This window comes from Streptomyces sp. NPDC004610, assembly GCF_040609715.1.
Lineage (GTDB): Bacteria > Actinomycetota > Actinomycetes > Streptomycetales > Streptomycetaceae > Streptomyces.
The window spans coordinates 1-19086 of sequence record NZ_JBEXLA010000045.1; the positions used below are offsets into that span (position 1 = coordinate 1).

Consider the following 19086-nt stretch of genomic DNA (forward strand, 5'->3'; position numbering starts at 1 on the left):
CGGTGTCGGGGTGGGGTTCGGGGAGCGTCGGGTGGGTGGTTGGTTGGGGGGTGAGGGTGGCGGTGGCGTGGGTGGTCCAGGGGGTGTTGGTGTGGGTGGGGCGGGTGTGGATGGTGAGGGTGGTGGGGGTGAGGTGGACTTGGAGGTCGAGGGGGGTGGTGAGGGGGACCGGGGCGGTGAGGGTGAGTTCCTCGATATGAGGGGTCGGGCCGGTGGCCGCTGCGTGGAGGGCCAGGTCCAGGAGTGCGGTGCCGGGGAGGAGAGGGGTCCCGTTGATCGTGTGGTCGGTGAGCCAGGGGTGCTGTTCCGGGTCGATGGTGCCGGTGAAGAGGGTGACCTCGGTGCCGGGGAGGGTGGTGGTGGCGGTCAGGAAGGGGTGCTTGGTGGGGGTGAGCCCGGTCGCCCTGGGGCCGGAGTCCGCAGTGAGCCAGTGCCGTTGGCGCTGGAAGGGGTAGTGGGGGAGGTCGATGTGCCGGGCGTGGGTGCCGGTGAAGTGGCTGCCCCAGTCGACGTCGGCACCCCGGACGAACGCCCGCGCCACCGCCGTCAGCAGAGCCGGCCCCTCGGGCTGGTCCTCCTGGAGGGCCGCAACCGCGACGAGTGACTCCGGGTCGGCGAGGCAGTCCGGCACCAGCGCCGACAGCGGCCCCCGGGGGCCCAGCTCCAGCAGCGTTCCCACGCCCCGCCGCTCCACGGCCCGCACCCCGTCCGCGAACCGTACGCTCTCCCGCGCGTGCCGCACCCAGTACGCGGCGCCGGACAGCAGGCCGTCGGTGACCGCCTCGCCGGTGAGCGTCGAGACCAGGGCGATGGCCGGAGCACCGTAGGTCAGGCTCTCCGCCACCTCCGCGAACCGGGTGAGCGCGGGCTCCATGAGCGGGGAGTGGAAGGCATGGCTCACCCGCAGTCTTGTGGTCCGGCGCCCCTCGGCCTCCCAGTGCGCGCCGAGATCCCGTACCGCCGCCTCCGTGCCCGAGATCACCACCGAGACCGGGCCGTTGACCGCCGCGATGCCCACCTCGGAGGTGAGCAGCGGGGCGACCTCCGCCTCGGACGCCTCCAGCGCCATCATCGCCCCACCCCCGGGCAGGGCACCCATCAGCCGACCGCGCGTGGCGACCAGGGCACAGGCGTCCGCGAGGGAGAGCACCCGGGCGACATGCGCCATGGCGAGTTCACCCACCGAATGCCCCAGCAGCACATCCGGACGGACACCCCAGGACTCCACCAGCCGGAACAGCGCCACCTCCAGCGCGAACAGCGCGGGCTGGGCGTACTCGGTCCGGTCCAGAAGTGCCTGGTCGGTGCCCCACATCACCGCGCGCAACGGCCGGTCCAGCCGGGGGTCCAGCTCCTCGCAGACGGCGTCCAGCGCGGCGGCGAAGACCGGGTAGGAGTCGTACAACTCCCTTCCAGCGCCCACCTGTTGAGCGCCTTGACCCGGGAAGAGGACGGCCAGTTTGGCGCCGTTGCGGGGTGGGGTCGCGGGGGTGGTGGTGAGGTGGGGGTGGGGTTGGCCGGTGGCGAGGTGGGTGAGGGGGGCTTCGGGGTGGTCGGGGGTGAGGATGACCGCGCGATGGCGGTGGTGGGCGCGGGTGGTGAGGGTGTGGGCGGTGTGGGTGAGGTGGGGGTGGTGGGTGGTCAGGTGGGTGTGGAGTTGCTGGGCGTGGGTGGAGAGGGCGGTGGGGGTCTTCGCGGTGAGGACGTAGGGGGTGAGAGGTGGTGGGGTGGTGGGTTCGGGGGTGGTGGGGGTGGACGGAGGCTCTTCCAGGATGAGGTGGGCGTTGGTGCCGCTGATGCCGAAGGAGGAGATGGCCGCGCGGCGAGGCCGGTCCGGGTCACGCGGCCAGGCCACCGCCTCGGTCAGCAGACTCAACCCGCCCGACGCCCAGTCCACATGCTCGGTCGGTTCCTCGGCGTGCAGGGTGCGCGGGAGGGTTTCGTGGCGCATCGCCTCGATCATCTTGATGACCCCGGCGACCCCCGCGGCGGCCTGGGTGTGCCCGATGTTCGACTTGACCGACCCCAGCCGCGCGGGCCGCCCCACCGGTCGGTCCTTCCCGTACGTCGCCATCAGCGCCCGCACCTCGATGGGGTCGCCGAGGGGGGTGGCGGTGCCGTGGGCTTCGATGGCGTCGATGTCGTGGGGGGTGAGGTGGGCGGTGGTGAGGGTGTGGGTGATGAGGTGTTGTTGGGCTTGGCCGTTGGGTGCGGTGAGTCCGTTGGAGGGTCCGTCTTGGTTGGTGTGGGTGGCTCGGATGAGGGCGTGGATGGTGTGGTTGTTCTTTCTGGCTTGGGTGAGGGGTTCGAGGAGGAGGAGTGCGGTGCCTTCGGACCAGCCGGTGCCGTTGGCGTGGGTGGAGAAGGAGCGGCAGTGGCCGTCGGGGGAGAGTCCTTGGAGTCGGCTGAATTCGATGAAGGTGCCGGGGGTGGACATGATGGTGGTGCCGCCGGCGAGGGCGAGGGCGCATTCCTTGTTGCGGAGGGCTTGGGCTGCGGTGTGCAGGGCCACCAAAGACGAGGAGCACGCGGTGTCCAGGGTGATCGCCGGGCCCGTGAAACCGAAGTGGTACGCCAGCCTGCCCGACAGCACACTCGGTGACATCCCCGTCATCACATGACCCTGCACCGACGCCGGGGCGTCCTGCATGCGCGGTCCGTACTCCAGCGGGGAGGCGCCCACGAAGACGCCGGTGGGGGTGTTGTGGAGGGTGGTGGGGTTGATTCCGGCGTGTTCGAGGGTGTGCCAGGCGGTTTCGAGGAGGCTGCGTTGTTGGGGGTCCATGGCGAGGGCTTCTCTGGGGGAGATGCCGAAGAATTCTGCGTCGAACTGGTCGGCGTCGTGGAGGAAGCCGCCTTTGTGGGTGTAGGTGGTGCCGGGGTGGTGGGGGTCGGGGTGGTGGAGGTCGGTGGGCCAGCCTCGGTTGGTGGGGAAGTCGGTGATGGCGTGGTTGCCGTCGGCGAGGAGTTGCCAGAGTTGGTCGGGGGTGGTGATGCCGCCGGGGAAGCGGCAGCCGATGCCCACCACGGCGATGAGATCGTCATCGTCGTCCGAAGGAGAGGTGGCCAGGGCGGGTGCCTTCGGGTGTTCCTCCGGCTGGAGCAGGTCGGCGATGTGGTGCGCCAGTCGTTCCGGGGTGGGGAAGTCGTACACCGAGCCGCTGTGCACCTCCACGCCGGTCGCGGCGGCGAGGGTCTCGCTCAGGGTGACCGCCGCCATGGAGTCCAGGCCGAGGTCGGTGAAGGGGGCGGTGACCTCGATCGGTTCGTCAGCCGGGGTGCCGAGGACCGCGCCGACCTGCTGGGCGACCAGGTCCAGGACCGCCCGCCGCCGCTCCCGCGCGTCCAGTGCGCCGGTCGGCGGTACCACCTCCGGCGCCTCGGTGGCCGGGGCCTCCCGTGTCGCGAGGAGCGGCTCGCCCTCCGGCAGCCAGTGCCGCCGCCGCTGGAAGGCGTACGTCGGCAGGGGGGTGCGTCGGCCGTCGTCCGGCGTCAGGGCCGCCCAGTCGACCGCCGCGCCCCGTACGTGGATCCGCCCCAGGGCCGTCAGCAGGGTCTCCTCCTCGGGGCGGCCGTGCCGCAGTACCGCCGCCGACAGGCCCGGACCCGCGTCCGGCAGGCACCTCGGCACCAGCGCCGACAGCACCGCGTCCGGCCCCAGTTCCAGGAAGGTGTCCGCGCCCCGCTCCCGTAGCGTCCGTACCGCGTCCAGGAAGCGCACCGGGCGGCGGACATGGCCGCGCCAGTACTCCGGTGAGCGCAGGTCCGTGCCCTCGGCGAGGCGTCCGGTGACCGTGGAGACGACGGGCAGCCGGGGCGGGTGGTAGGTGAGACCGGCGCAGACCTCGGCGAACTCGTCCAGGACCGGGTCCATCAGCGGGGAGTGGAAGGCGTGGGCCACCGGGAGCGGGCGGGTGCGGTGACCCCGGGCGTGCAGCTGCTCGACCACCTCGGCCAGCACCGACGCCGTACCGGAGAGGACCACGGACGCGGGGCCGTTGACCGCCGCCACGGACACCTCCCCCTCGCGGTCCACGAGCAGCGGCAGCACCTCCGCCTCCGGTGCGAACACCGCCGTCATGGCGCCCCCTTCGGGCAGGGCCGCCATCAGCCGTCCGCGCGCCGCGACCAGCGCGCAGGCGTCGGCGAGGGAGAGGACCCCGGCGGCATGGGCCGCAGCCAGTTCGCCCACCGAGTGACCGGCGAACACCTCGGGCCGTACCCCGAGCGCGGTGACCAGCCGGTACAGGGCGATCTCCACGGCGAACAGCGCCGCCTGGCCGAGATCGGTCCGGCGGATCGCGTCGCCGCCGTCGGTGAACACCGTCTCCTTCAGGGACCGGCCGAGCAGCGGGTCCAGTGCCGCGCACACGGCGTCGAAGGCGTCCGCGAACGCGGGGTGGGCGGCGTACAGTTCGCGGCCCGCGCCCGGTCGCATGCTGCCCTGGCCGGAGAAGAGGACGGCGAGGGCGCCGCCGGTGGTGCGGCCGGTGACCGTGCCCGGTGCGGGTGCGCCCGCCGCGACGGCGGTCAGTCCCGCGAGCAGTGCCTCACGGTCCCGGCCGACCAGCACGGCCCGGTCGCCGAACCGGGAGCGGGTGGTGGCCAGGGCGCGGGCGAGGGAGGAAGGGCCGGGGGCCGCAACGGCTTCGGCGGTCTCGGTGGCCTTGGTGGCTCCGGCGGCTTCGGCGGCCCCGGTGGCTTCAGCGGCCCCGGTGGACTCCGTGGCCCCGGTGAGGAAGTCCCGCAGCCGTCCCGCCTGGGCGCGCAGGGCGGCCCCGCCGTGCCCGTACAGCGGCCACGCCAGGACCCGGCCGCCCGGGACGGGGGCGGGGGCCGGTGCCGTCGGGGCCTCGGCGAGGACGACATGGCAGTTGGTGCCGCCCATCCCGAACGAGCTGACCCCGGCGACCAGCGGCCGGTCCGGGTGCGGCCAGTCCGTCAGGCGCCGCTGGACGGCGAGGCCCAGCCCGGGGAGGTCGATGGCCGGGTGGGGGCGCTCGAAGTTGAGGCTGGCGGGCAGTCGGCGCCGGTCCAGGCAGAGCAGCGTCTTGATCAGCCCGGCGATCCCGGCGGCGCCCTCCAGATGGCCGATGTTGGTCTTCACCGACCCGACCCGCAGCGCGTCCCCCGCCGACCGGGCACCGCCCAGGGCCGCGCCCAGCGCGCTCGCCTCGACCGGGTCGCCGGCCGGGGTGCCGGTGCCGTGCAGTTCGACGTACTGCACCTCGTGCGCGGCCACCCCCGCCTCGGCGCAGGCCGAACGGATCGCGTCGGCCTGGGCGTCGGCGCTCGGCAGGGTCAGGGCGGCGCCCCAGCCGTTGTTCACCGCGCTGCCCAGCAGGACGCCGTAGACATGGTCGCCGTCGGCCAGGGCGCGGTTCAGGGGCTTCAGCAGGACCGCGCCGCCGCCCTCGCCCCGGACATAGCCGTTGGCGCGGGCGTCGAAGGTGTGGCAGCGTCCGTCGGGGGAGAGGCCGCCCCAGCGCTCGGAGAGCAGGGTGGTCTCGGCGAGCAGGGCGAGGTTGACCCCGGCGACGACCGCCGTGTCCGACTCGCCCCGGCGCAGGCTCTCGACGGCCAGATGTACCGCGACCAGCGACGAGGACTGCCCGGTGTCCACGGTCATGCTGGGGCCGTGCACCCGCAGGAAGTGCGAGAGGCGGTTGGCGATGATGCCCCGGTGGATACCGGTGGTGGTGTGCTGGGTCGCCGAGGTGCGGGCGGTGCGGTAGGAGAGGTGGGCGTAGTCGTCCCAGAGGGAGCCGACGAAGACACCCAGCCGGGTGCCGGCCACCTCGGCGGGCACCACCCCGGCGTCCTCCAGGACCTCCCAGCCCAGCTCCAGCACCAGCCGCTGGCGCGGGTCCATGGCGGCGGCCTCGCGCGGGGAGATCCGGAAGAAGGCGGCGTCGAACCGGTCGACACCGTCCAGGAAGGAGCCCCATTCGACGTCCCCGGCGGCTCTGCGTTCCTTCGGCGCCCGCCGTACGGTCTGCCCGCCCTCGCTCAGCAGCCGCCAGAACGCGGCAGGGGACGGCGCCCCGGGGAAGCGGCAGGAGACGCCGACGACGGCGACCGGCTCGCTCCGCCGTCCGAGACCGCCGTCCGTGGGGGTGGGGGTGGGGACAGGGCGGGAGACAGTGCCATCCATCTGTGCGGCTCCAGGGGTCACGAGGGGAGGGGGAGGGGGATCCAGGGAGGGGGAGGGGTTCAGAGGGCGTCGGTGTCGGTGTCGGCGTCGGCGTCGGTGTCGGTCCAGGAAGGGCGTTCGAGGATGTCCAGGACGGCACAGCCCCAGCTGTAGCCCGCGCCCACGCCGACCAGCAGACAGCGGTCGCCGGGGGCGGCCCGGCCGGTCGTCACCAGATGGTCCAGGCCCGCGAACTGGTCACCGGCGCCGAGATGGCCGACCGTGCGGCCCCAGTCCCAGGTGGTGCGGGCCGGGTCGATGCCGAACCGCTCGTAGTACAGGGACTCCAGGCGCATCCGGCCGAAGTGGGGGAGCACCACCCAGTCGATCTCCGGCAGTTCGAGCCCGGCGTCGGACAGGGCGTGCTTGAGCACGGTGGCCTGCCCCTCGGCGAGCCTGCGCAGCGCGTACGACATGCCGTGCCGCAGATTGAACGCGCGGGTGGCGTCCTCGAACGACAGCGGGACCCGGTGGCCGAGCGGGGCGGTGGCGAACGGGTCCTCCCCGCGGTGCAGGGGCTCCAGTTCCGGGTCGGCGTGGGTGGCCAGCGACACCAGCCGGGCGAAGCCGCCGCGCCGGGACAGGACGAGGGCGGCGCCGCCGTCGGCGTACGGGGTGCCGGGGTCGGTGCGCCAGCGGTCGAAGCCGGGCAGGCCGTAGCGGTCGCCGGTGGTGAGCAGGGCGTCCCGGCGGGCCGGGGCGGCGGTCAGATAGGACGCGGCGAGATCGAGCGCGGCCAGCCCGCCGTTGGACATCTGCCGGATCTCCAGCGCCGGGCACTGCCCCGCGACGGTCTCCCGCTGTACGTACGAGGCCACGGCCCAGGCGTCATGGCCCTGGAACCAGGTGTCGGCGTGCAGCACCAGATCCACGTCCCCGGCGCCGGACCCGGCCCGCTCCACCGCCCGGCGGGCCGCCCGTACCGCCATCTCGGGCGCGGAGTCGCCCTGGGCGACCGTCACCGAGAGCACCTCGGTGCGGGCGGCGAGGACGGGTGGGCAGTCCCCGGCGGCGACGGCGTCCGCCAGCCGCAGGCGGGGCGGCAGCCAGGTGCCGGTGCCCCGTACGAAGATGTCGTCGAACCTCACAACTGCCTCCAGGGGAGCGGAAGCGGACAGGACAGGGCGAGGCCCGGCGGGGCCGCCCGACGGTCGCCGCGCACTCGCCGTCCACCGCCGGGCCGGTCGCCGGGCTGATCGTCGGGCCGGTCGCCGGGGTTCACCAGGTGACGTCGAGCCGCCACACCCCGTAGACGATCGCCCGTTCCTTGGTGGGGAGTTCGGCCACCGGGGTGACCAGGCGCAGGGTGGGGACGCGCTGGAACAGGCGGGTGAGGACGATCTCCAGTTCGAGCCGGGCGAGATCGGCGCCGATGCACAGATGGACGCCGTGCCCGAACCCGATGTGGCGGCGGCTGCCACGGGACAGGATCAGCCGGTCCGCGTCCTCGAACTCGCGCGGGTCGCGGTTGGCGGCCTGGAGCAGCACCAGGACGCCGTCGCCCGCGCGGATGGTCTCGCCGCCGATCTCGATGTCCTCCAGCGCCACCCGGGGCACGGCCAGATCGCCGAGCCCGAGATAGCGCACCAGTTCCTCCACCGCGGGGCCGATCAGCGACGGGTCGCCGCGCAGGGCGTCGAGCTGCTCGGGGTGCTCCAGGAGCGCCGCCACGCCGAGGGTGATGTGGTTGGCGGTGGTCTCATGGCCGCCGTTGATGAGCATCCGGCAGGTGTTCACCACGTCCCGGACGTCGTACGTCCCGTCGTCGGCGCGGTGGGCGGCGATGGTCCGGCTGATCAGATCGTCACCGGGGTCGCGGTCCTTGCGGTGGACCAGCTTCTCCAGATAGGTGCCGACCTCCACCACCGCCGCCTGGCGCTCGGCCTGCGAGCTGGTGCCGCCGAAGAGGTTCTCGCCGTGGCGCTGGAGGAACTCCCGGTCCTCGGGGGGCACGCCCAGCAGATCGCAGATCATCGCCATCGGCGCGGGCAGGGACACCAGCCGGTGCAGATCGGCGGGCGGTCCCGCGGCGAGCAGGGCGTCGATACAGGCGTCGGTGGTGCGCTCGATGGTCGCGCGGAGCTTCTGCACATTGCGGTGGGTGAAGGAGGTGGCGACCTTGCGGCGGGCGTCGGTGTGGCGGGGCGGGTCGAAGGCGATGAAGGAGCTGTCGGTGCGCATCTGGGGCGGCGCGTCGAAGTAGAACGGGTAGTCGGCGTGGGTGCGCGAGGAACTGATCCGGCTGTCGGTGAGTATCTGCCGGGCCTCCGTCAGCCCCGCCACCACCCACGCCGGTCTCCCGGTCGCCAGCACCACCTTGGACACCGGGCGCTTGCCGATGAGCTGGTCGTACGGGGCGGGCGGGGTGAACGGGCAGCGTCGTTCGTAGGGAAAGGGCTCCTGGGCGGTCGGGTCGGTGTGGCCGGTGGTCATCGGGTCCCCCACAGAGACGGGTCACAGCGGGAACGGGGCTGTGGCGTCGGGGGACACCACAGCCCCGCGGGCTGTCACCGAGTCTTCGTGCGGCCTCTCGGCCCTGGCTGGAAGCCAGCTTGAGAGGTGCGCGCGGGGCTCGCCGTCAGGTCGTGCAGTAGCGGCGCAGATGCTCCCCGGTCGCCGAGTCCGGGGTCTCCAGCAGCTCCCTCGGGGTGCCGGTGAAGACGACCTCGCCGCCGTGCCGGCCGCCGCCGGGGCCGAGGTCGACCACCCAGTCCGCGCGGCGCACCACATCCAGGTTGTGCTCCACGACGATGACCGTGTTGCCCTGCTCGACCAGCCGGTCCAGCAGCGCCACCAGAGCGTCGACATCGGCCATGTGCAGCCCCGTCGTCGGCTCGTCCAGCACGTACACGCCCTCCGAGCGGTCCAGATGGCTCGCCAGCTTCAGCCGCTGCCGCTCACCGCCGGACAGGGTGCTCAGCGACCGCCCCAGCGCCAGATACGACAGCCCCACATCGACCAGGCGGCCGATCCGGGAGGCGATGTCCGGCTCGGTGAAGAAACCGGCCGCGTCCCCGGCGGTCATCTCCAGCACATCCGCGATCGACGCGCCCCGCACCCGGTGCTCCAGCACCTCCTCGTGGAAGCGCCGCCCCTGGCACGCCTCGCAGCGCAGCCGCACCGGGTCCATATAGGCCAGCTCGGTGACGATCTCGCCCCGGCCCTGGCACACCCCGCACGCGCCCGAGGAGTTGAAGCTGAACAGGCTCGCCGACACCTTGTTGGCCTTGGCGAACAGCTTGCGGACCGGGTCCATCGCCTCCAGATAGCTCACCGGCGTGGACCGGGCCGACGCCCTGACCGGCGACTGGTCGACGAACACCGCGTCCGGATGCGCCTGCCGGAACGCGCCGGTGACCAGGCTGGACTTGCCCGACCCGGCGACCCCGGTCACCGCGGTCAGCACCCCGGTCGGGAACGCCACGCTCACCTTCTTGAGGTTGTGCAGATCCGCGCCCTCCACCGACAGTTTGCCGGTCGGTCGGCGCACCTCGCTCTTCACCGAGCCCCGGCGGCGCAGCGCCGTCCCGGTCACCGTGTCCGCCGCGCACAGCTCCTCGAACGTGCCGGTGAACACGATCTCGCCGCCCAGCGGGCCCGCCTGCGGACCGAGGTCCACGACATGGTCGGCCATCGCGATCACATCCGGGTCGTGCTCCACCACGATCAGGGTGTTGCCCCGGTCCCGCAGCGCCCGCATCAACTCCCCGAGCCGCCCCACATCCTTCGGATGCAGCCCGGTACTGGGTTCGTCGAAGAGGTACGTCATCCCGGTCAGACCGCCACTGAGATGCCGTACGGTCTTCAGCCGCTGCGCCTCGCCGCCGGACAGCGACCCGGTGGGCCGGTCCAGGGAGAGATAGCCCAGGCCGATCGCCTCGACCCGGCCCAGCGCCTCCCGCAGATCGGCGGCGATCCGGGAGCCCACCGGGTCGTCGATGCCGGCGAGGACCTGGATCAGCTCACTGATCTCCATCCCCGAGTAGTCGGCGACCGTCCGGCCGTCGATCACCGACGCCCGCGCGTCCGGGCCGAGTCGGCTGCCGCCGCAGTCGGCGCACGGGCCCAGCGTGATGAACTGCTCGATATTGGCGCGGGCGCGTTCACCGAGGGTGCTGAGATCGCGCTTGAGGTTGGTGCGGGCGAACCGGGCGATCACCCCCTCGTACTTGAGGGTGGTGCTGGTGTTCGCCGAGTGGACGGTGACGGTGCCGCCGCTGCCGTACAGCAGGGTGTGCCACTCGTCCTCGGTGTAGTCGGCGAGCGGCTTGGCGGTGTCGAAGTGGCCCGAGTTCGCGTACTGCTGCCAGTCGATGCCGCCCACCTTGTGGGTGGGAAGCCGGATCGCGCCCTCGTCCAGGGACTTGGCCCGGTCCAGCACCCGGTCGATGTCGACCTGCCGCATCTGGCCCAGGCCCTCGCAGACCGGGCACATGCCCTGCGGGTCGTTGAACGAGTACCCGCCGGGCGGCAGCGCCGGGGTCGCGCAGCGGGAGAACAGCACCCGTACCGTCGACAGCAGATCCGTCATCGTGCCGACGGTGGAGCGGGCGTTGCCGCCGACCGGTTTCTGGTCGACCACCACCGGGGCCGTCAGATTCTCGATGCTGGTCACATGCGGACGGCCGTAGCGGGGCAGCTGGTTGCGGATGAACCAGTTGAAGGTGGCGTACAGCTGCCGCTGTGCCTCCACCGCGACCGTGCCGAACGCCAGCGAGGACTTGCCCGAGCCGGACAGCCCGGTGAACACGGTGATCCGGTTCTTCGGGATGGTCAGCGACACATCTTTCAGATTGTTCTCACGGGCTCCGACGATCCGGATGTCGCCGTCGGCCGCCGTGTCGTGCGGAGCAGTCACACCGCCTCGCCCTGCCGGGCCGGACCACCGAGGTAGCGCTGCCGCTCCAGATACACATCGGACTCGCTGGTCGCCAGTCGGCGCAGCTCACCGACATGGGCGCCGAAGTCGGGATGCGTGGCGGCGGCCCGCAGCGCGCCCGCGTTCTCCCACAGCGCCACATTGACATAGCCGCCGGGCTGCTCGGCGTGCCGGGACAGGGTGTAGCCCAGGATGCCCGGCTGGGCCGTCATGAACGAGGCCACCTTGGCGAAGGCGGCTTCGAACTCCTGGGGGTCACCGGTCACGGTGAACCGGTTGATGAAGGTCACGACGCCGGCGGGCGGGCCGCTGCGCTCCATGTCCGTCTCCTCGGAATAGATCGGAATAGATAGGGGGTCGGAAAAGAGAGGGGGTAGAGGGGCTAGGTGGTCGTCATGCTGTGCAGACAGGTGACCAGGGAACGGGCCTGCACATTCAGGTAGTTGCTGTGGCGCAGGAGCTGGGAGAGCTGGGCGAGGGTCAGCCAGCGGTAGTCGGGGTGGTCGGGCTCGAAGTCCGCCGGGGTCTCCACGATCAGATGCCGGTTGCGGGCGTGGTGGAGCCGCCCGCCCTCCTCGGAGTGCACCGCGTCGAAGCGGATCCGCTCCGGGGCGGCGCCCAGCACCTCGTCCAGGAACGGCGGACGGGCCCCGGCGGGCAGCGCGGTGTAGTTGGCCGGGGTGCACTGCACCGTCGGACCCAGCTCCACCACATCCAGGAACCCCGCCTCGACCTTGGCGTGCACCAGCAGATGCAGCACTCCGTCGACGGGCTTGGCGAGGAACGCCACCACCCCGTCGTCGCAGGGCTCCACCAGCGGCTGCGACCAGGCCGCGACCTCCCGGCCCCCGGCGGTCACCGCGACCCCGATCACATCGAAGAACAGCCCGCTCTCATGGCTGATCCGGCCGCCCTCGCGCCGCCAGTGCGCCACCTCGCGCAGCGGGATGCGGCGGGCCTCGCTGAGCGCCCGGGTGCGGGCCCCGGTGACCCAGCTGAGGACCTCGGTCATGCCGTACCGGCCGCCCGCCGTGCCCGAGCAGGAGCGCAGCAGCGCGGCGGTGAACGCGTCCCGGCCGGGCCCGAGCAGCTCCGGCAGCGCCGGTCCGACGAACGGCAGACAGGACAGCACCGTACGGGTGTCCATGTTCAGCGCGTTGTCCTCGGCGCACAGGTCGTGGAGCTGGCCCAGGGTCAGCCAGTGGAAGTCGGGGTGCGGTGCGATGTCCGGGGCGTCGGCGGTGACCTCGACGACCATGTTCCGGTTCCGTTTGCGGTGGAACCAGGAGCCCTGCTCCGACTGGCGGACATCGGCGATCACCCGGTGCCGGGCGGTGTCCTGGAAGTACTCCAGATACGGCACCGCCGCGCCCTGGTGCACCCGGGTGTAGTTGCTGCGGGTGGCCTGCACGGTGGGGGAGAGCTGGACGCCGTTGCAGTTGCCCGGCTCCACCTTGGCCTGCATCAGCGCGTGCAGCACACCGTCGAACTCCCGTACGAGGATGCCCAGGACGCCCACCTCGGGCTGGTCGATGATCGGCTGCTGCCAGCGCTCCACGGCGGCGCCGGGCACCTGGACATCGAGCCCGGCGATGGCGAAGAACTTCCCCGAGGCGTGGACCAGGTCCCCGGTGTCCGGATCGGTGCGCCACCCGGCCAGCTCCTCCAGCGGCACCCGCCGGACATCCATCACCGCGCTTTGCCGCTGCCCGGCCAGCCAGCGCCCGATGTCCTCGGACCCGCCCAGCGGACCCGACCGGACCGCCGCCGACCTCGGCAGCGACGCGTATCCGTCACCGTGCTCGCCCTGTGCCCGTACCGCGGCTGCCGGGGGAAAGGCTGACAAAGCGCACCTCCAGAAGATGCCGTGTCGCGGGGTATGCCGCCGTACCTGTCGCCGTCATGCTCGGCTCGGCTGCTAGAAGGTCCGTGCAGCCGAACTCGAACCCGTACGACGGCCTCCCCGCGCCGCGCTACCCGCCGAAGGCCGCCGCGTTCTCCCGCACCCACTGGGTGAAGGGCCGGGCCGGCTGCCCGGTCACCTCGGCCACCGTCGGCAGCGCGGTACGGCCCGCCTCCGGCGGGTTGGTCCGCATCATCAGGAAGAACTCCAGGTCGTCATCGCCGTAGCCCTGCTCGCGCCAGCGGGCGACCATCTCGTCCCGGCTCAGCTCGACGAACCGCACGTCACGCCCCAGCACCTCCGCGATGGCCGCCACCTTCTGCGGGGCGGTCAGCGCCTCGGGGCCGGTCAGCCAGTACTCCTTGCCGGAGTGGCCGTCCGAGGTCAGCACCGTCGCGGCGACGGAGGCGATGTCCGCCTCGTGCACCATCGAGCTGGGCACCTCGGGGAAGCCCTCGCGGACCACGCCCTCCTGCTGCACCGACTCCGCCCACTCCAGGGCGTTCGACATGAACTCCACCGGCGCCAGATAGGTGAACTCCAGACCGCTGGCCTCGATGGCCTCGTCCAGCCCGGTCTTCTCGGTGTCGCCCTTCAGGATCGTCACCTTGCGCACCCCGGCCCGCAGCGCGGTCTGCGCGATCTCGGGGCCGTTGGACAGCGGGGCGTAGTCGTCGCCGAAGCTGATCAGATGGGCCGCCGTCACCCCCGCGAACGCCTCGTCCAGGCTCGATGTCACGGCCAGATTGCCGGCCACGACCTCCGCGCCCGCCGGGAGGTTCGCCTTCTTCGGGTCACGGGTCAGGGCCCGCACCCGGTGCCCACCCGCGAGCAACTGCTCCACCAGCGGGCGGCCCACATTGCCGGTCGCGCCGGAGACAAGAATCGTCATGAGAGATCTCCTTCCGTTCTGCCGCCCAAGCTAGGACCCTTCGCGGACAACCTCCGTCCGCGAAGGGTGCGACACTGCTGCCATGCTGGAGACCTCGGCACGGCTGCTGCGACTGCTGTCCCTCATGCAGACCCGCCACGACTGGGGCGGCAACGAACTCGCCGCATGCCTCGACGTCACCCCCCGCACGGTCCGCCGCGATGTGGAGAAACTCCGCTCCCTGGGCTACCCCATCAACTCCGTCGGCGGTGTCGGCGGCGGCTACCAGCTCGGCTCGGGCGCCTGTCTGCCGCCGCTGCTGCTGGACGACGAGGAGGCCGTCGCCGTGGCCGTCGGACTGCGCACCGCGGCGGCGGGCACGGTCACCGGCATCGCCGAGACCTCCGCGCGGGCCCTCGCCAAGCTGGACCAGATGCTGCCCGCCCGGCTGCGCGCCCGGATCAACTCGATCAACTCCGCGCTGGTCGCCCTGCCCGCCCTCGGCTCCACCATCGACCCCGCCACCCTCACCGCCATCGCCTCGGCGATCCGCACCCACGAACGGCTCCGCTTCGACTACCGGGGCATCCGGGACGCCTCCCGCCGCGAGGTCGAGCCCTACCGCCTCGTCCACAACGAACGCCGCTGGTATCTCTTCGCCTGGGACACCGCCCGGGAGGACTGGCGCACCTTCCGCGTCGACCGGATGGAGCTGCGCGTCCCCAACGGGGCCCGCTTCCGCCCCCGCCCATTGCCCGACGAGGGCGTCGCCCAGTACGTCACCCTCGGCGTCACCACCCGGGCCCACCGCTACCAGGCGGTCATCACCATGCACGCCGCGGCCCGCGAGGTCGCCGACGAGGTCCCGGCCTACCTGGGCCTGGTGGAACCCGTCGACAACCACACCTGCGTCCTGCGCATCGGCTCCGAGAGCCTGGACCAACTGGCGGTCTGGGTCGCCGCGTTCGGCTTCGACTTCGAGGTCCAGGAACCCCCCGAACTAGTCGCCCACCTCCACACCCTGACCGCCCGCCTCCAACGCGCAGCGAACGCGTCGAAGGGGAGGTGAAGACGCCGGGTGACTTGCGCCCATCAGGAGCGCGGGCAGTCTCTCCGGGGCGCAGGGCGGCTGGCGGTGGCTTGTGCCTTCGGGGGTGCGGGGGCGGCTGGCGGTGGCTTGTGCTTTCAGCGGGCGGGGCAGCAGGCGGTGGCTCGGGGCTGGTCAGGGGTGCCATGGCAGCCGACGGCAACCAGTGCTTTTAGGGGCGCTGGGGGTACCCCCTCTGGGGGAGGAACTGCGCGACCAGCCCCCACAACCCGCACCCGCCCCCCACCTCAAACAGCCCCCACAGCCCGCGGCGAAGCCAACCCAGCCGCACGCCGCCCCGCCAACTCCCGCGCCTCCCTCAACGACTCCCCCGCCAACTCCGCCTCCTCAGGGGACCCCGCCCCCGCCCCGGCCAACGTCCGCCACGCCGTGATCATCTCCACCTCGTACCCCAGCACCTGCCCCAGCACCGTCCTCAGATACGGCCCGCAGTGATCCATCCCCGCGTCCGGCGACCCCTCCCCGTAATAGCCGCCGCAGGCAATGAGCACGGTCGCGGCCCGCCCGCCCAGCGGCTTGCTGCTCGGGTCGTACGGCAGAGTCCGCCCCAGGATCAGCGACTGGTCCAGCCACGCCTTCAGCACGGACGGGATCGTCCAGTTGTACATCGGCACACTGATCAGCAGCGCGTCCGCCGCGAGCAACTCCTCCACCAGCCGCTCCTGGAGCGCCGCCGTGGCCCGCTGCGCCTCGGTCCCGGGCGGCGCCCACAGCGTGACCACGGCGTCCGGGTCGAGATGCGGGACCGGCTCGGCGACCAGATCGCGGTGGATGACGGAGTCGGCGCCGTGCTCCTTGTCCCACACCTCGCGGAAGCGGGCGGCCAGCGAACGGGAGACGGAGTCCTTCGACGACGACGAGTCGATGTGCAGCAGACGGGCCATGGTGACACCTTCCAAGGGGGGCACGGACACCGGCCGGTACCCGCGTGGCTTCACGAGCGTCCCCCGCCCCGCTCGAAACCCGTCAGAGCCCCGCTTGCGCCGCCGCCCCCCGGCCCGGCTCCCCGGTGCGCACCCCGACGAACAGCCCCCGCCCCGACAGCACCTCGGGAACGTACTCCGGCGCCAGCCCCGCCAGCCGGAACGCCTCCTCGTACTGGGCCCGGGTGAACAGCATCGCCCGGTGCACCTCCGTCAGATGCCGCACCCCGGAGTCGGCGGTGGCCTCCAGATAGTGCACCTCCATCCGGGAGGCGTCCCCGTCGCGCACGGTGTGCGCCACCCGCGCCACCGTCGTACCGTCCCAGCGCACCACATCGCCCGACACCCAGCGGTCGAGATAGGTCTCCGGGAACCACCACGGCTCCACCGCCACCACCCCGCCCGGCTCGGTGTGCCGGGCCAGACAGGCCAGCGTCTCCCGCAGCTCCCGCTCCCCGGTCACATAGCCGATCGACGCGAACAGGCAGGTCACCGCGGAGAAGGACCGGCCCAGGTCGAAGGCGCGCATGTCCCCGAGGTGCAGCGGCACCTCCGGATGGTCGCGCCGGGCGATCTCCAGCATCGGCGCCGACAGATCGACGCCCTCCGCCGCACCGATCAGCTCCCCGAACGCCGCCAGATGACCCCCGGTCCCGCAGGCCACGTCCAGCACCGAGGACGCGTCGGGCCTGCGCCGCAGCACCTCACGGGCGACCACCTCGGCCTCGCCCCGGTAGTCCTTGCCGCGTGCGGTGTGCTGCGCCTCGTAGAACCGTGCCGAGTCGGCGCCGTACATGGGGTACCGCCTTTCTGCCTGATTGCCTGATTGCCTGACTGCCGGGCTGTCTGGCTGCCTCTGGTGATCCGGGGCCAGCCTCGCGCGGCCTTGTCGAGGACCGCTAGAGAACGAGAGCCCGCCTCCCCCCGGCCTCCCCCCCCGCCTCATCGCCCCCCCGTCTCCCCGGGGACCGGAACCGCTCTCTAGCGATGCCCGACCGCCGGCGGACAGGCTGGCGCGCAGGAGCGCCCCCGGCGCAGGGAAGGAGGAAGCCATGCCCGCTCGTCCCGGTGCCCTGGTCCTCGGCGGGACCGGTTTCGTGGGACGGCATGTGTGCGAGGGACTCGGCGATCTCGGCCACGAGGTGGTCGCGGCGGCCCGCAGGCCCCCGGACACGCCCCTCGCGGGCCGCTTCCAGCGGCTCGACCTCGGCACCCAGCCGGTGCGGGAGACCGCGGCCGTTCTCGCCGCGCTGCGGCCCGCCGTCGTCGTCAACGCCGTCGGCTCCATCTGGGGCCGTACCGACCCCGAGATGTGGGACGCCGTCGCCGCCCCCACCCTCCGGCTGCTCGACGCCCTCGACCTGCTCCCGGAGGGGCACCGCCCCCGCCTCATCCACCTCGGCTCCGTCCTGGAGTACGGCCGGGTGGAGCCCGGCACCACCATGCGCGCCGCCGTCACCGCCCGCCCCACCAGCGCCTACGGCCGGGCCAAACTCGCCGCGACCGAAGCGGTGCTGGACCGCACCCGCACCGGCCGCCTCACGGGGATGGTGCTGCGGGTCGCCAACCTCGCGGGACCCGGCAGCCCCGAGGTCAGCCTGCTCGGCCGGGTGGCCGGCCGGCTCGCCCGCCCCGGCCCCGACGGCGTCGCCCGGCTCGAACTGGACCCGCTGCTGGCCCGCCGGGACTACGTCGACGTCCGGGACGTCGCCGACGCGGTGATCGCCTCCGCCACCTCCCCGCTCACCGGCGAACTGGTCGACCTGGGCCGCGGGGAGAGCGTCCCCGTGCGCGCCCTGGTCGATCTGCTGGTGGAGCGCAGCGGCGTCCGCGCCGAGATCACCGAACGGCCGGGCACCGGCGTCCGGCACTCCACGGAGGACTGGTCGCGGGTCGACATCCGGCCCGCCGCACGGCTCCTCGGCTGGCACCCCAGGCGCACCCTGGCCGCCTCCGTGGAGGACTTCTGGCACGAGTTCGTACAGCGACCGCACACGCCCGACGGAAAACGGAGTGTTCTCTGAGATGACCACCTATGTCTGGGACTACCTGCCCGAGTACGAGGCCGAGCGCGAGGATCTGCTCGACGCCGTCGACACCGTGTTCCGCTCCGGGCGGCTGGTGCTGGGCGCCAGCGTCGCCGGGTTCGAGGAGGAGTTCGCCGCCTACCACGGCCTCGCCCACTGCACCGGCGTCGACAACGGCACCAACGCCGTCAAGCTCGGCCTCCAGGCCCTGGGCATCGGCCCCGGCGACGAAGTCATCACGGTGTCCAACACCGCCGCGCCGACCGTCGTCGCCATCGACGGCACCGGCGCCACCCCCGTCTTCGTGGACATCCGCGAGGACGACTACCTGATGGACACCGACCAGCTCGCCGCCGCCGTCACCCCCCGCTCCAAGGCCCTGCTCCCGGTCCACCTCTACGGCCAGTGCGTCGACATGGCGCCGGTCCGCGCCCTCGCCGACCGGCACGGACTGGCCGTCCTGGAGGACTGCGCCCAGGCCCACGGCGCCCGCCACCACGGCGCCCCGGCCGGCACCCTGGGCGACGCCGCGGCCTTCTCCTTCTACCCGACCAAGGTCCTCGGCGCCTACGGCGACGGCGGCGCCGTCCTCACCGACGCCCCCGAGGTCGACACCCGGCTGCGCCAACTGCGCTACTACGGCATGGACAAGGTCTACTACGTGGTCCGCACCCCCGGCCACAACAGCCGTCTGGACGAGGTGCAGGCCGAGATCCTGCGCCGCAAGCTCCGCCGCCTCGACACCTATGTGGCGGGCCGCCGCGCCGTCGCCCGCCGCTACGAGGAGGAACTCGGCGACCTCGCCGCCCACGGCCTGGTCCTGCCGTCCACCACCGAGGGCAACGAGCACGTGTACTACGTCTATGTCGTCCGCCACCCGGAGCGCGACCGGATCATCGAGGCGATGAAGGACCACGGCATCCACCTCAACATCAGCTACCCCTGGCCGGTGCACACCATGACCGGCTTCGCCCACCTCGGCTACCGGGAGGGCGCGCTGCCGGTGACGGAACGGCTGGCCGGGGAGATCTTCTCGCTGCCCATGTACCCGTCCCTGCCCGGCGGCCTCCAGGACAAGGTCGTCGCGGCGCTGCGCGAGGTGGTCCGCGCTCTCTGAGTCACGGTGGGGACATGGCCGGAGCGGGGGCCGCCCGGGGGATTCGGCGGCCCCCGCTCCGGGGC

Annotated in this window: 12 protein-coding genes; 3 read left to right on the forward strand and 9 right to left on the reverse strand. The window is 72.7% G+C overall.

All coding sequences use genetic code 11. The features are described from left to right. From ABZX40_RS35870 to ABZX40_RS35900, 7 genes are all read right to left on the reverse strand, one after another. Positions 1–6154, reverse strand: a 6154-nt coding sequence (locus ABZX40_RS35870; RefSeq protein ID WP_355747046.1) for a type I polyketide synthase, incomplete at its 3' end; no start/stop codon positions are given. 59 nt (positions 6155–6213) lie between these two features. Next, complete coding sequence (locus tag ABZX40_RS35875; RefSeq protein ID WP_355747049.1) at positions 6214–7281, reverse strand: ketoacyl-ACP synthase III family protein; 1068 nt, start codon at positions 7279–7281, stop codon at positions 6214–6216. 130 nt (positions 7282–7411) lie between these two features. After that, complete coding sequence (locus ABZX40_RS35880; protein ID WP_355747052.1) at positions 7412–8626, reverse strand: cytochrome P450; 1215 nt, start codon at positions 8624–8626, stop codon at positions 7412–7414. Between the two features lie 145 nt (positions 8627–8771). Beyond that, a complete protein-coding gene (locus ABZX40_RS35885) occupies positions 8772–11051 on the reverse strand; it encodes an excinuclease ABC subunit UvrA (RefSeq protein WP_355747055.1) in 2280 nt (759 codons plus the stop codon). Then, positions 11048–11392: an antibiotic biosynthesis monooxygenase family protein gene (locus ABZX40_RS35890; protein WP_355747058.1), complete on the reverse strand. Its 345-nt coding sequence runs from the start codon at positions 11390–11392 to the stop codon at positions 11048–11050. Before ABZX40_RS35890 ends, ABZX40_RS35885 begins: the two co-directional genes overlap by 4 nt. Before the next feature lie 62 nt (positions 11393–11454). Next, positions 11455–12918: an NDP-hexose 2,3-dehydratase family protein gene (locus ABZX40_RS35895; RefSeq protein ID WP_355747061.1), complete on the reverse strand. Its 1464-nt coding sequence runs from the start codon at positions 12916–12918 to the stop codon at positions 11455–11457. 127 nt (positions 12919–13045) lie between these two features. Continuing rightward, positions 13046–13867: an NmrA family NAD(P)-binding protein gene (locus ABZX40_RS35900; RefSeq protein ID WP_355747064.1), complete on the reverse strand. Its 822-nt coding sequence runs from the start codon at positions 13865–13867 to the stop codon at positions 13046–13048. Positions 13868–13949: 82 nt separating this feature from the next. Between ABZX40_RS35900 and ABZX40_RS35905 the strand changes: the two genes are divergently transcribed. After that, positions 13950–14915 carry a WYL domain-containing protein gene (locus ABZX40_RS35905; protein ID WP_355747066.1) on the forward strand — a complete coding sequence of 322 codons (966 nt, stop codon included), beginning with the start codon at positions 13950–13952 and terminating at the stop codon, positions 14913–14915. Between the two features lie 266 nt (positions 14916–15181). Here ABZX40_RS35905 and ABZX40_RS35910 read toward each other — a convergent pair whose 3' ends face one another. Next, the gene (locus ABZX40_RS35910; RefSeq protein WP_355747068.1) at positions 15182–15838 is read right to left on the reverse strand and encodes an NAD(P)H-dependent oxidoreductase; all 657 of its coding nucleotides are present in this window, start codon (positions 15836–15838) and stop codon (positions 15182–15184) included. Between the two features lie 82 nt (positions 15839–15920). Further along, the gene (locus tag ABZX40_RS35915) at positions 15921–16673 is read right to left on the reverse strand and encodes a methyltransferase domain-containing protein (RefSeq protein ID WP_355747071.1); all 753 of its coding nucleotides are present in this window, start codon (positions 16671–16673) and stop codon (positions 15921–15923) included. Between the two features lie 256 nt (positions 16674–16929). Between ABZX40_RS35915 and ABZX40_RS35920 the strand changes: the two genes are divergently transcribed. Beyond that, the gene (locus ABZX40_RS35920) at positions 16930–17901 is read left to right on the forward strand and encodes an NAD-dependent epimerase/dehydratase (protein WP_355747073.1); all 972 of its coding nucleotides are present in this window, start codon (positions 16930–16932) and stop codon (positions 17899–17901) included. A gap of 1 nt (position 17902) precedes the next feature. Then, positions 17903–19021 (forward strand): DegT/DnrJ/EryC1/StrS family aminotransferase, encoded by a 1119-nt coding sequence (locus ABZX40_RS35925; protein ID WP_355747076.1) that lies wholly within the window; start codon positions 17903–17905, stop codon positions 19019–19021. Positions 19022–19086: the final 65 nt, after the last annotated feature.

Coding starts and splice junctions, on each gene's coding strand:
- ABZX40_RS35915 (WP_355747071.1), bottom strand. CDS start 16,673: ATGTACGGCGCCGACTCGGCACGGTTCTACGAGGCGCAGCACACCGCA.
- ABZX40_RS35880 (WP_355747052.1), bottom strand. CDS start 8,626: ATGACCACCGGCCACACCGACCCGACCGCCCAGGAGCCCTTTCCCTAC.
- ABZX40_RS35890 (WP_355747058.1), bottom strand. CDS start 11,392: ATGGAGCGCAGCGGCCCGCCCGCCGGCGTCGTGACCTTCATCAACCGG.
- ABZX40_RS35900 (WP_355747064.1), bottom strand. CDS start 13,867: ATGACGATTCTTGTCTCCGGCGCGACCGGCAATGTGGGCCGCCCGCTG.
- ABZX40_RS35925 (WP_355747076.1), top strand. CDS start 17,903: ATGACCACCTATGTCTGGGACTACCTGCCCGAGTACGAGGCCGAGCGC.
- ABZX40_RS35910 (WP_355747068.1), bottom strand. CDS start 15,838: ATGGCCCGTCTGCTGCACATCGACTCGTCGTCGTCGAAGGACTCCGTC.
- ABZX40_RS35905 (WP_355747066.1), top strand. CDS start 13,950: ATGCTGGAGACCTCGGCACGGCTGCTGCGACTGCTGTCCCTCATGCAG.
- ABZX40_RS35920 (WP_355747073.1), top strand. CDS start 16,930: ATGCCCGCTCGTCCCGGTGCCCTGGTCCTCGGCGGGACCGGTTTCGTG.